Here is an 11,839-nt window from a genome sequence, read left to right as displayed (position 1 = left end):
CGCCTCAATAGCGGCTCTCTACCATCGTGTCCGATGTCGCGAGGATCCACGACACGCCAAAGCCCACCGTCAGCGACGAGTTGCGCTTCACCAGCGGGCTGTCGGCGTACACCGCGCCGTTCAGGTTCTCCAGGCGCGCGAACGCGCCGAACCAGGTGTGCCCGAAGCGCTTGGAGGTGGAGGCGATGGTCTGCCAGCCGGCGTAGCCGCCGCGGGTCTGGTAGGCCGGGCGGTCCGGGCGGGCGTAGGCGGCGTCGACCTGGTAGTACTGCTCGTGGTAGCGCCGGTTGGCGAAGAGCGGCCCGGTCAGGAAGCCGACGTTCCAGCCGTGCGTCGGGTCCTTGAGGTCGAAGTTGAGGTTGGGCGAGAAGGTGGCGCCGCCGTAGCGTGGCGAGCCTTCGAGCGTGACCACGCCGCGCAGCGGCAGGCGCAGGTCGAGCGTCCAGCGCTTGCGCACTTCCTGGTCGAGGGTGATGTTGAGGCTCGGGCCGATCTCCACGTTGCCGGGCAGGTCGGGCATGCCTTCTCGGGCGGGGTTGTCTCCCCGTGACGGAGCGGCCGCACCGAAGCTCACGTCGAGCTTGACGCGAGGCGAGTCGAAGAGCATCGCGCGTGTGCCGTCGCGGTCCGAGCGCAGCCAGGTGCCGCGGTAGATCACGTAAGGCAGGGGCAGCAGGTAGTTGTGGCTGACGCCGGAGCCACGGTAGTCGGGCAGCCGCAGCCCGGAAGCCCCGAGGCCCAGCTCCCACAGCGGCTTGAGGTTCTTGACCGGCGCCGTCGCGCTGGCGGCGGGCGGGGCGGCTTCGGGCGTGGCGTCTGCGGTGGCGTCAGCCGCCTGGCTGCCCACGCCCGCCAGGGCGAGGCCCGTGGCGGCACACCACGCCCAGCAGGCGCGCCGGCTCACGTGGCGCTCCGTGCGGCGGGCTCGATGAACCCGTGCGCTTCGATCTCCACCAGCAGCTCGGCGCGGCAGATGTCGGCGTTGAGGTAGATCGCGTCGCGCGCGGCCGGGCTGCCTGGGCCGACGGCGCGTTCGAAGACCTCGCGGATCACCGGCAGGTCGGCGGCATGGCGCACGTACACGGTGTAGGCCATGTCGCCGGCCGCAATGGGGCGCCCGGCGCGCTCGCTGGCAGCGTCGCGCACGGCGGCGAGGTTGGTGAGGCTTTCTTCGGTCTGCCGGCGCACGTCGCCCAGGTGCATGCTCTGGTGGCCCACGATGCTGGCGGTGCCAGAGATGAAGAGCGCCTGCCGGCCCTGGCCCACGTCGGCCAGGGCCGCGCGCGAGAAGGTCGGTGCGCGGGGGCCGTAGGTGTCGGGGTAGCGGTAGGCGCTGACCTGGCGCGGGTTCTCGATCGCGACGGGCGCCATGCGGCCGGCGAGGAAATACACGCGCAGCGGCCCGCCGTGCGTGCCCAGCGCGCAGGCGGCGGGCGAGCCCTCGAAGGCGCTGCGCTGCACGTCGAGGAAGGCCTGCTGGCGGCCGGCGTTGAACTGCCGGTAGCGCTCGCTGCCGTCGGCCTCGAGGTTGATGTCGGCGAGGTAGTTCCACAGGCGCAGCAGGTGCGTGCAGGGCTGCGCGGCGAGCACGGCGAAGACGTCGGCATAGGCACGCTGCGTGGCCGCATGCACGCCGCCGTTGCGGTCGTCGAGCACGGCGCAGCCGTGCAGCCAGTGGCCGTCGGTCACGTAGTGCACGCTGCCGTGCTGCTGCGCCCGCAGCGGGCCGTCGCTCAGCCAGGCATCGAGCAGCGCCTCTTGCGGGCCCAGTGCGGGCGCGAGCACCGGTGCGGCCACCGCTTCGGCCGAGGCCCCCACCCAGCGGCCGCCCAGCGAGCCGGGCAGCGTGGCGCCCGCGGCCAGCCGCAGGCGGCGGAAGCTCAGGGGCGGGGTGTCGGGAGAGAGGCGGGCCTGCGAAGCAAGATCAGTGGAGGCAAGCGGATTCATGCAACTGACGTCGGGCTTCGAGGGGGCGGAAAGGCGGGTGGAACAAGCCGCCAGCGCGGGTGGCGGCGCGAGCACTTGCGCCCCCGGAATGCGGCGGAAAAACGACGGGGATTGTAGCGGCCACCCCCGTGTCGGCCGGGCGTAACACCCTGTTATGTGGACCTTTGCACGATGTGCGCCAGGCGCGCCAGCCGGGGCGCCACCATCGGTGTGGTCAGCATGGTGCTGGCCACCGCCATCAGCAGCAGCGCGGTGAAGGTTTCGCCGCTGATGAGCTGTTTGTCGAGCAGCACGTTGGCGAAGATGATCATCACCAGGCCCTTGGTCTGCAGCAGCCAGCCGATGAGCGCGCCTTCGCCGCGTTCCCATTTCAGGATGCGGCCGGCCAGCCCGGTGGCGATCAGCTTGCCGATGACGGCGGCGGCCAGCATCGCGCCCGCGGCGATGAAGACCGAGGCGCCGCCCACCGTCCACTGCGTGCGCAACCCGGTGCTGAGGAAGTACACCGGCGCGGCCACCAGCAGCACGTTGTGGCGCAGGGCGTCGAGCTGGTCCTGGTCGAACCAGTGCGTGTCGATGATGGCGCCGGCGAGGAAGGCGCCCACCATGAAGTGCAGCCCCGCCCAGTCGGCCGCGAAGCCGCACACGCCGAGCCAGATCAGCCCGACGTACCAGCGGTCGCGCGGCGGGATGCGCTGCATCAACCCGCGGAACAGCACGCCCACCACGGCAAACCCGGCCAGGAAGATCGCCTGCCGGCCGACCCGCTCCCAGTCCATCACGATGATGGCGAGCACGCCCCAGATCGCGATGTCGTCGAGGCTCGAGTAGCGCAGGATGCGCTGGCCCAGCGGCTGGCGCAGGAAGTCGAGCTTCTCCATCAGCAGGATGAGCACCGGCAGGGCGGTCACCGCACACGCCATGCCCACGCCCAGCACGAACTGCCAGCCGCTCGCCTTGGCACCCAGCCAGCCCGGCCACTGGATCATCGCGGCGGCGACCGCGCAGCCCAGCACCAGCGGCACCCCGAGCGCGAGGCCGGCGGTGATGCCGCTCTCGTGGCGGTGTTCCCAGGCCTTCTTCAGGTCGAGTTCGATGCCGGCGATCCACACGAAGAGCATCACCGCCCACCACGCCAGGCCGTTGAGCGACTGGATCACCGGCGCGCTGAAGACCTGTGCGTGGAACTCGGGGAAGGCCGCGCCGAGCACGCCCGGGCCGAGCAGGATGCCGGCCACCGTCTGCACCACCACCAGCGGCGCGAAGTAGTCGGTGCGCGCGAGCCGCCAGATCAGGTAAGGCACGCTGAAGATGATCACCATCGCGATCAGGTAGTACTCGGTGGTGGTCATGCGGGGCGGGGCGTCGGGCGGAAGCGGGCGGCAGTGTGCCACGCTGGGAAATTGCCCCGCCGTGGCGGGCGCACTCGCTACACTGCGCCGGTTCAGTTTTGGCATACAGGATTCGCAAATGACACCCCAGCAGTTCACCGGCATGAGCCCGGACGTGGTGGTCATCGGGGGTGGGCCTGCCGGCTCGACCGTGGCCGCGCTTCTGGCCGACAAGGGCCACGACGTCGTGATGTTCGAGAAGGCGCAGCACCCGCGCTTCCACATCGGCGAATCGCTGCTGCCGATGAACATGCCGCTCTTCGACCGCCTGGGCGTGCGCGTCGAGGTCGAGAAGATCGGCATCACCAAGCTCGGCGCCGAGTTCGTCTCGCCCTGGCATGACCACACCAGCCGCTTCTTCTTCGCCGAGGCGATGGACAAGTCCTTCCCTTACGCGGTGCACGTGCGGCGCTCGGAATTCGACGAGCTGCTCTTCCGCCACGCCGCCAAGTTGGGCGTGCGCACCTTCGAGAACCAGCGCGTGCTCAAGGTCGACATGGACGCCGGCAAGGGCGGCGACATGCGCGCCCTGGTGAAGGTGAAGAACGCCGACGGCACCGAGAGCGAATGGCGCCCGCGCTACGTGATCGATGCGAGCGGCCGCGACACGCTGCTGTCCAACCAGTACGACGCGAAAGAGAAGAACCCGCGCCACGCGAGCGCCGCGATCTTCGGCCACTTCCGCGGCGCGCAGCGCGCCCCGGGGCGGCTCGAAGGCAGCATCAGCCTCTTCTGGTTCGACCACGGCTGGTTCTGGTACATCCCGTTGCGCGACGGCACCACGAGCGTGGGCGCGGTGGCGCACCCCGGCTACTTCAAGGAACATCGCAAGGGCGCCAACCTCGACGACTTCCTGATGCAGACCATTGCGCTCGCGCCCAAGCTGGCCGAGCGGCTGAAGAACGCCGAGATGATCGAGCCGGCCACCACCACCGGCAACTACGCCTACAACAGCAAGTTTTGCCGCGGCGACCGTTTCATCATGGTGGGCGACGCCTATGCCTTCGTCGACCCGATGTTCTCGTCGGGTGTGTTCCTCGCGATGAACAGCGCCTTCGAGGCCGCAGCCGGCGTCGACCTCTGGCTCAAGGGCGAGGCGCGTGCCGCCGAGAAGCAGTTCAAGCGCTTCGAGAAGGTGATGAAGCACGGCCCGGCGATGTTCTCGTGGTTCATCTACCGCATCACCTCGCCGGCCATCCGCAACATCTTCATGAACCCGCGCAACATGTGGCGCATGCAGGAGGCGCTCTTGTCCATCCTCGCGGGCGACCTCTTCCGCGACACGCCGGTCGGCCCGCGGCTCATGGGCTTCAAGCTGCTGTACTACGCAAACTGCCTGACCATCCTGCCGCAGGCCATCAAGACCTGGCTCTGGCGCCGTGGCAACGTGAAGAAGGCGGCGGACGACCAGCTCAGCGGTGCGGTCTACCTGCAGGACCAGGGCGCGCGGTCGGAATCGGTCTGAACGCGCCGGTCTGAACGCTCAGGCCGTGCGGGGGCCGTCGCTCAGAGCGAGACCTCGCCGAAGACGCTGTCTCGCCCCTGCGCCTTGGCGCGGTACATGCGGCTGTCGGCCAGCCGCAGCAGCGCCGACAGGCTGTCGGCCTGCGACGGGAAGGTGGCCACACCGAACGAGGCCGTGAGCCGCAGCACGATGCCGTCGGCCAGCACGCTGGTCGAGGCGAGCGTGGCGCGCCAGGTTTCGGCGCGGGCCAGCGCGGTGCGGTGGTCGGTGTCGGTCATCAGCACCGCGAACTCTTCGCCGCCGAGACGGCACGCCAGGTCTTCGGCGCGCGTGGTGGCCACGAGCATGGTGCCGACCGCCCGCAAGGCCACGTCGCCCACCAGGTGACCGTGCGCATCGTTGATCGACTTGAAGTGATCGAGGTCGATCATCACCAGTGAGAGCGCGCCGCCGTCTTGCCGCACCCGGTCGAGCTCGCGCTCGGCCACCTCGACGAAATGGCGGCGGGTGTGCACGCCGGTCAGCTCGTCGCGGATCGACTGCTCGTGCATCTGTGCATGCAGCTCGTGGATGCGCTGCAGCTGCGCTTCGAGGCGCTGGTTGGCCTCGCGCAGCGCGTGTTCGGCGTGCTTGCGTTCGCTCACGTCGCGGGTGATGCCGAAGTAGCCGATGTGCGCGCCGTTGTCGTCGAACACCGGCACCGACACCGTCTCGATCCACAGCCGCGAGCCATCCTTGCGGAAGAACTCGCCTTCGTGGCGAATGGGCTGCGTGTGCGCCAGCGGGTTGTCGCCGGCGCTGCGCGACTCGGCCATGCGCACGATCACCGCGCGGTACTCCGGCGTCATGAAGTCGACCACCGAGCGGCCCATCAGCTCCTCGCGCGGGTAGCCCATCATGCGGCACATGTTGTCGCTGACGTGCACGAAGCGGCGCTCCACGTCGGACTCCCAGAAGCTGTCGCCGCTCGCGTTCACCATCGCCAGCAGGCGGGCTTCGGTGATCGGGCGCGGCTCGGGAGGGGCGGGGCGACTGCTCATGGGGCTTGGGGGAGGCAGGGGGCCTGGCCGCAAGTTGCGGGCCACGGCGCCGGTGCGCAGGGCGTGAGTCTAGGCGGGCTTGGGGGCGGGGTGTTCAGGGGACTCCCTGAGGTGTCCTGAAACCTCCTGAATTCATGCGATGTGAAGAAACACCTTCGCGCCAGCCAAGGTTCTTTACCCGCGTGGCCGTCAGCCGGGCCGGCGCGGCCCTCGTTGAAAGGCCACGGGCGTCACCTTCGAGGCCCGCTCAACGCAAAAGGAATCGCCACCATGCTGAACCTCAAGACGCTCGTTTTCGGTGCCCTCATTGCCGCCGCTTCGGTGGGCGCGATGGCGCGGCCGATGGGGCACCCCGTCACCGCCACGCCCGAGGTCGATGCCCGCCAGGCCCGCCAGGAAGCCCGCATCGAAGCGGCATTCCATGACGGCCGCCTGAGCCGCCGCGAATTCCGCCACCTGCAGCGCGAGCAGGCGGCGATCCGCCACTTCGAAGCGCGGGCCAAGGCCGACGGGCTCGTGACGCGCGAGGAGCGCCGCACGCTCGACGAGATGCTCGACCGCGCCAGCCGCAACATCCGCCGCGCCGCGGCCTGAGCTTGAAGCTCAGGGCCGCCCCGAGCGGCCCTCGTCCTGGCCGTGGTCGAACCAGTGGTCGAACGCGGCGTCGTAGTTGGTGGCCCCGAACGCGCGCTGCAGGTCGGGGTAGCGGGCGAGGTAGGCCTTGATGTCGAAATCGGGGCTGCCTCGCCGGCCTTCGGCCATGCCGTGGTTGACCCAGTGGTCGAGCGCTGCGCCGAAGTTGTCGCCGTAGAGGCGCTGCAGGTCGGGGTAGCGGTTGAGGTAGTAGCGCATGTCGAACTCCAGGCTGGCACGCCGGCCTTCGTTGAACCCGCTCGAGCGCCAGTGGTCCACGAAATCGACCTTGGCCGCGCGCAGGTCGGCATAGGCGTCGTAGTAGTAGTCCCAGTCGAACACCGACTGGTCGAAGCGCAGGTCGGGCTTGGACTTCTTCTTTTTCTTGCCGCCTCCGAAGGCCCGCTTGATCGCGTTGCCGGCATCGGCCATCGCGCGGCTGGCATCGTTGATCGAGTTCTGCGCCTCGTTGCGGGCCGCATTCTTGATGCGGTTGTATTCGGCCTTGGCGGCGGCTTCCTGCCGCGCCAGTTCTTCATTGGCCGCTTTCGCGGTGTAGCCCCCGAGCTGGCTGCCGGTGCTGCCCACCCAGTTCAGCGCCTTCTTCAGGTCTTCGCCGATGCAGTTGTCGAGCTTGCTCGGATCGACGTTGACGCCCGGCAGGCTGTCGAGGATGCGCGCCGCGTCGAGGTCGGGCTTGAAGTCGATCTTCTCCGAGATCTCGAACGGCGTGGCGCAGGTGGCCGGGCTCACGATCGAGAGCTTGTAGGGGTTGAGGTTGAGGTCGAGCGTGCGGCCGATCACGTTGCCGTGCAGCAGCATGTCTTGCTTGCCCTTGTTGATGTCGACCTTGGTGGCCATCGCGATGCCCTGGCGCCCGAGCGGGCCGAGCTTCAGGTTCATGCCGGCCGAGGCCTTGGCGCGCAGGCCGCTGATGCCCATGCGCACATCCATGCTCGCCATCTGCTGGCCGAGCACGGTGGCGTCGCCCATCGTCTTGAGCAGGGGGCCCTGGATCGTCTTGCCGTCCACGTCGTCGATGCTCGCGAGCGGCCCCAGCAGCAGGATGTTGAACGCATTCAGCGGCGGGAAGGGCTTGGTCTTGTCGCCGAACCTGTATTCGCCCACCGGCCGCGGGTTGCGCAGCTGGAAGACCGCGAGCGGCTTCGTCACCTGCCTGAGTTCATCCTGATACTTGGTGATGTCGCGGATGAAGTTGCCGCCGGGCAGCTTGGGCGTCGAGAAGGCGAAGCCCATGTTCACGTAGTCTTCCAGCGTGATCTTCTGCGCGGCCAGGCCGAAGGTGAAGTCGAGCAGGTCCATCGCGCCGGCCGGGTTGAGCGGCGTCTGGAAGAAGGTGATGAACTTCAGCCCGTTGTTCAGGGTGACGTTGCCCTTGTAGCCCACCGTCAGCGTGTTGGTGATCGAGAAGGTGGCGTCCGAGAGCGTCATCGCGCTCATGCCCATCGGGCTGCTGATGGTCTTGCCGGGTGCGAGCTGCAGCTCGACGAAGAACTCGGGCAGGTCCTTCACGGTCTTGCCGATGTTCTTCATGTCAGACAGCATGCTCACGGCGAGCGCCGCACGGCTGTTGGCATCGGTGGGCGCCGGCAAAAGGGTGCCGGCGCGCAGGGTGTAGCTCTGCGCGGGCACGCCCATGCCGATCTCCAGCACCGTCTTCATCGGGCCGCCGATGTCGGCGCGCATGGCTGTCTGGAAGCCGCTCGCGAAGTCGATGGCTGGCACGCCGAAGTAGCTGTCGGCGATGACCTTCTGGAACTCTGCCGGCATCTCGTTGACGTTGAGCGAGAACTCCACCGTCGAGAGCGAGAAGATGGGCGCGGCGGCGGCCGTGCCGTTGCCGAGGAACTTCCACGCGCGGTTGTTGAAGACACCCGGCAGGCTCAGGCGTTTGTCGACGACCAGCAGCACGGCCTGCTTGTCGGCGTCGCCCATGAAGTAGAGCTGCAGCGGGATGTCGCCCACGCCCGGCACCTGCGGCACGGTGGCCTTGGCCATGTAGACGCCGTGGCCTGCAGGCTTGAGCGCGCCGAAGAGGTCGTTCACCGCCTTCTCGATGCCCGGGATGGGGATCAGCGTGGCGGCCTCCTTCAGCGCGCCGTTCACCGGCTGGGCGTGCGCGGGCGAGAGGATGGCGGCGACACAGAGGAACAGCGCCGCCAGGAGTTTCTTGTGCATGGGGGCCTCGGTCCGATCGATCAGTAATAGAGGAATTCCAGCGCCTGCTTGAGCCGTTCGCCGGTGCTGTGCAGGCGGTCCCACTGCTCGAGCGACACATCGCCCTGGCGGAACTCGCGGAAGAGCCGTGTCGTCTTCAGGTGCTGCAGGATCGACTCGACGTTGGCCGGCGTGCGGCCCGAGAACCCCATGCGTTCGCGCAGGAGCTTCATGCTGTCGCTCGTGCCGCCCGCGGCGTCGTGTTCCATCTTCGAGGTGTAGACCGGCTGGCGCGGCGTGATGAGGATCAGCACCGAGCGCTGGAAGTCCAGGCTCGTCTTCTTGGCGAAGAGGTATTGCACGCCCGGCACGTCCTGCAGCAGCGGCACGCCGGTGCGCGAGCCCGAGGCCTCTTTCTCCGACAGGCCGCTCAGCACGAGCGTGTCGCCGAGGTTCATCACCACGTTGGCATTGGCCGAGGTCTCCGAGATCTCTAGCCGGTACGAGAAGCCCGCGCTGTCGACGTTGGCGTTGAGGAAGGTGCGCATCGCATCGACCTTCAGCTTGACCATGCCGTTGGGCAGGAAGCTCGGCGTGATGCCGAGCTTGACGCCGAAACGCTTGTCGATCGGCACCGCCTGCGGGCTGCCCAGCGAGCTGGTGGAGACCACGCCTGCGTTGAGGTTGGTGCCGGAGAAGAACTCCGAGGGCACGCCTTCCATCGCCGCGAGCGTGGGCCGGGCCAGCACCTCGTTCGTGCCGCTGCTGGCGTTGGCGATGTTGAGCGAATACGCCAGCGCCGGCACGGTGATCGCGCGGGTGATCACGTTGCCGGTGCCGGTCGAGCTGTTGAAGCTGCGTGAGAACGCGGGGGCGCTCGACGAGCCGAACTGCAGCGACAGCGCGTTGAGCAGGTTGATGCCCTTGGAGGTGGAGATGAGCTCCTCGGTGGCGACCATCACCACGTCGACCAGCACCATGCGCGGCGTGCCGTCGTTCGGCTCCGGGCGCGCCGGCGTGGCCACGGGTGCGGGTGCCGGTGCGGAGGCGGGCGGGGCTTCGTCCTGCGGCGCGACGTTGAAGGCGGCGGCCACGCGCGGGTTCTCGACGGCCTGCGTGCGGTGCACCACCTTCCACTGGGCGAGGCGGCGGTCCACCCGGTCGATCTCGCCTGGCTCGCGCTTCGCGTCGACCATCAGCGCCCGCATCTGCTCGGCCTTGTCGAACTCAGCGCATGCGGCGTAGACCGAGACGCTGGAGCGCAGGAAGGCCGGCGTTGCAGGCGCAGATGTTTTGCGGATCTGGTCGGCCATCGAGCATGCGGCTTCGGCGTCACCGGTGAGGTAGGCCGACACCATCAGCCCATGCATCGACACCGTGCTGTCGGGCGAGAGCAGCAGGGCTTCGGCGAAGTGGTCGCGCGCCTGGTTGAAGCGCTTCTGCTCGAGGAAGGCGAGGCCGAGGAATTCCTGGGCGATCCAGTTGCCCGGGTCGAGGCGCAGCGCCTGCTGGTAGCCCTCGACGGCGAGTTCGTTCTTCTGGGCATCGCCTTGGCGGGCCTGCAGGTGGTAGATGAAACCGTTGAGAAAGTGCAGGTAGGAGTTGCGCGCGTCGAGCTGCAGCGCTTCGTTGATCGCCCTGCCCGCGTCGTCGAGCTCCACCCGCTTGAGCAGGCCGATGGCGAGGCTGGCCTTTTTCAGCATCTCCGAGTCGGGGCGCGCGGGCATCGCGAGTGAGGCCTTCTGCACCATCGCTTCGAACGAGCGCTCCAGCGGCTGGGCTGGCGTGGCGGCCCGGGTGGGCGAGGCCAGCAAGAGGCCGAGCATCGCGGCGATGCCCAGCTGCGTTCGCATCGGGCGACGGCGGGAAGTCTTCATGGTTCAGCAGTCCGACAGGAGGCGGACGACCTCCGTCCGCTTTCTTCCCGCTTGTGCGGAACGAGCCACAGCGGTCAGGCCGCTGCAGTATCCGGAAGGGGCCGCTGGCCCGATCCCGACAAGTGCCCCGTCTTTGCCGGCCTGTTTGGCGCCCGTCGGGCCGGCTCAGGGCGCGGCGTGAAAGGGCGCGGCATCAGCCGGCGCGGTGGGCCTCGGGGTGGAGGATGCGCTGCACCACCTCGGACCACGGCCGGTGCGTCAGCACCGACACCCGGGGCGCCGCGAGCGCCGCCCGGATCGCCTGGACGATCGTGTCGGCGTTGCCGGGCGCATACCCGAAGCGGTTGCGGCACCCGGCGACGATGGCCTGTGGGCACACGGCGGGCAGCTTGAAGTGGTCGTACTGCATCAGCTTGAGCGAGGTCTCGCCCAGGTGTGCCGGCAGGTTGGCGGCGCGGTAGGGCGCGATGCCGACACTCGCGTGCTTGATGTAGGGGATCGTCTGCCGGTGCGGCATCTCCCCGTACACGCGCACGTTGGGCCCGTAGCCCGGCTGCGGCCCCTTGCCCGAGCCAATCACGTGGAAGGTGATGTCGGGGAAGGCTTTCGAGGCCACCACGAAGAAATCGGGGTCGAAGAGCATCGACCCGAGCGACACCGCGTGCAGGCCCGGCCCGTAGGGCGAGGGGTCGGCGTGCTGGTCGATGCTGAAGTCGAAGCCGTGCGGGATCACGTGCAGGTTCGGGCCCTTCGGCACGTGCTCTGCCATGCTGTGCGTCTTCAGGCAGATGGCGGTCATGCTTGGTGCCACCCGCGCGAAGCTGCGCTTCACGAAGCCCGCTGCATTGATGGCGTTGAGGTCGTCGGAGGCGATGTAGATCGTCTTGGCCGCCGGGTTCAGGCGCCGCACCTGGTCGAAGAACACCGGCGCCATGCCGCTTTCGAAGAAGACCACATCGGCCTGCCGCACCCACTCGACGAACACCGGGCTCGGCCAGGCGGTGTGCAGCCGGAACATGGCGGCTTCCAGCCATGCGAGCCGCGGAGAGCGCAAGCGGAACGGGTGCACCAGCGTGCGCCACAGGTAGCACTCGACGCCGTCGGGGCTCAGCCCCTTGCGGTTGGCGAGTGCATCGAGCGACCGGCGCGGGTCAGCCTTCAGCTTCGACAGCCAGCTGTAGTGCAGCGAGAAGAAGCGCGTGGTGCCGAGCTTGGCCAGCTCTTCGGTGACGAAGTGGATGCCGGCCCGGCGCGGCGATCGGTAGTCGTGGGCGGAAAGGATCAGGAAGTTCATCTGCTCTTCTGACC

At 68.5% G+C, this 11,839-nt stretch carries 9 protein-coding genes; 2 read left to right on the top strand and 7 right to left on the bottom strand.

Translation table 11 applies throughout. The features are described 5' to 3' along the window. Positions 1 to 4: 4 nt before the first annotated feature. The 3 genes from KF892_13020 to KF892_13010 form a co-directional block, all read right to left on the bottom strand. On the bottom strand, positions 5 to 904 hold the full coding sequence (locus KF892_13020) for a MipA/OmpV family protein (GenBank protein MBX3625933.1): 900 nt from the start codon (positions 902 to 904) through the stop codon (positions 5 to 7). After that, positions 901 to 1,947, bottom strand: a complete 1,047-nt coding sequence (locus KF892_13015; protein MBX3625932.1) for a hypothetical protein — start codon at positions 1,945 to 1,947, stop codon at positions 901 to 903. Before KF892_13015 ends, KF892_13020 begins: the two co-directional genes overlap by 4 nt. A 152-nt stretch (positions 1,948 to 2,099) precedes the next feature. Beyond that, entirely contained in the window at positions 2,100 to 3,299 is a 1,200-nt protein-coding gene (locus KF892_13010; protein MBX3625931.1) for a cation:proton antiporter, read from the bottom strand. Between the two features lie 118 nt (positions 3,300 to 3,417). Here KF892_13010 and KF892_13005 point away from each other — a divergent pair, with 118 nt between their 5' ends. Next, the gene (locus KF892_13005) at positions 3,418 to 4,803 is read left to right on the top strand and encodes a tryptophan 7-halogenase (protein ID MBX3625930.1); all 1,386 of its coding nucleotides are present in this window, start codon (positions 3,418 to 3,420) and stop codon (positions 4,801 to 4,803) included. A gap of 41 nt (positions 4,804 to 4,844) precedes the next feature. Here KF892_13005 and KF892_13000 read toward each other — a convergent pair whose 3' ends face one another. Beyond that, positions 4,845 to 5,843, bottom strand: coding sequence for a diguanylate cyclase (locus tag KF892_13000; protein MBX3625929.1), 999 nt, complete (start codon positions 5,841 to 5,843; stop codon positions 4,845 to 4,847). A gap of 270 nt (positions 5,844 to 6,113) precedes the next feature. On the opposite strand from KF892_13000, the gene KF892_12995 reads away from it, so the two are divergent. Beyond that, positions 6,114 to 6,437 carry a hypothetical protein gene (locus tag KF892_12995; protein MBX3625928.1) on the top strand — a complete coding sequence of 108 codons (324 nt, stop codon included), beginning with the start codon at positions 6,114 to 6,116 and terminating at the stop codon, positions 6,435 to 6,437. 9 nt (positions 6,438 to 6,446) lie between these two features. On the opposite strand, the gene KF892_12990 is transcribed toward KF892_12995, so the two are convergent. From KF892_12990 to KF892_12980, 3 genes are all read right to left on the bottom strand, one after another. Beyond that, positions 6,447 to 8,675 carry a lectin gene (locus tag KF892_12990; protein ID MBX3625927.1) on the bottom strand — a complete coding sequence of 743 codons (2,229 nt, stop codon included), beginning with the start codon at positions 8,673 to 8,675 and terminating at the stop codon, positions 6,447 to 6,449. 20 nt (positions 8,676 to 8,695) lie between these two features. Beyond that, positions 8,696 to 10,531, bottom strand: a complete 1,836-nt coding sequence (locus KF892_12985) for a secretion protein (GenBank protein MBX3625926.1) — start codon at positions 10,529 to 10,531, stop codon at positions 8,696 to 8,698. A 193-nt stretch (positions 10,532 to 10,724) separates the two neighbouring features. Next, complete coding sequence (locus KF892_12980) at positions 10,725 to 11,825, bottom strand: hypothetical protein (protein ID MBX3625925.1); 1,101 nt, start codon at positions 11,823 to 11,825, stop codon at positions 10,725 to 10,727. Between the last annotated feature and the right edge of the window lie 14 nt (positions 11,826 to 11,839).

Source organism: Rhizobacter sp., assembly GCA_019635355.1.
GTDB lineage: Bacteria > Pseudomonadota > Gammaproteobacteria > Burkholderiales > Burkholderiaceae_C > Rhizobacter.
The sequence above is the reverse complement of the archived record's forward strand: the minus strand, read 5'-3'. Positions and strand labels throughout refer to the sequence as shown.

Excerpts from the sequence above, each read along its gene's own strand:
- KF892_13010 (MBX3625931.1), bottom strand. The coding sequence starts at position 3,299 with ATGACCACCACCGAGTACTACCTGATCGCGATGGTGATCATCTTCAGC.
- KF892_13000 (MBX3625929.1), bottom strand. The coding sequence starts at position 5,843 with ATGAGCAGTCGCCCCGCCCCTCCCGAGCCGCGCCCGATCACCGAAGCC.
- KF892_12995 (MBX3625928.1), top strand. The coding sequence starts at position 6,114 with ATGCTGAACCTCAAGACGCTCGTTTTCGGTGCCCTCATTGCCGCCGCT.
- KF892_12985 (MBX3625926.1), bottom strand. The coding sequence starts at position 10,531 with ATGAAGACTTCCCGCCGTCGCCCGATGCGAACGCAGCTGGGCATCGCC.
- KF892_12980 (MBX3625925.1), bottom strand. The coding sequence starts at position 11,825 with ATGAACTTCCTGATCCTTTCCGCCCACGACTACCGATCGCCGCGCCGG.
- KF892_13005 (MBX3625930.1), top strand. The coding sequence starts at position 3,418 with ATGACACCCCAGCAGTTCACCGGCATGAGCCCGGACGTGGTGGTCATC.
- KF892_13015 (MBX3625932.1), bottom strand. The coding sequence starts at position 1,947 with ATGAATCCGCTTGCCTCCACTGATCTTGCTTCGCAGGCCCGCCTCTCT.
- KF892_12990 (MBX3625927.1), bottom strand. The coding sequence starts at position 8,675 with ATGCACAAGAAACTCCTGGCGGCGCTGTTCCTCTGTGTCGCCGCCATC.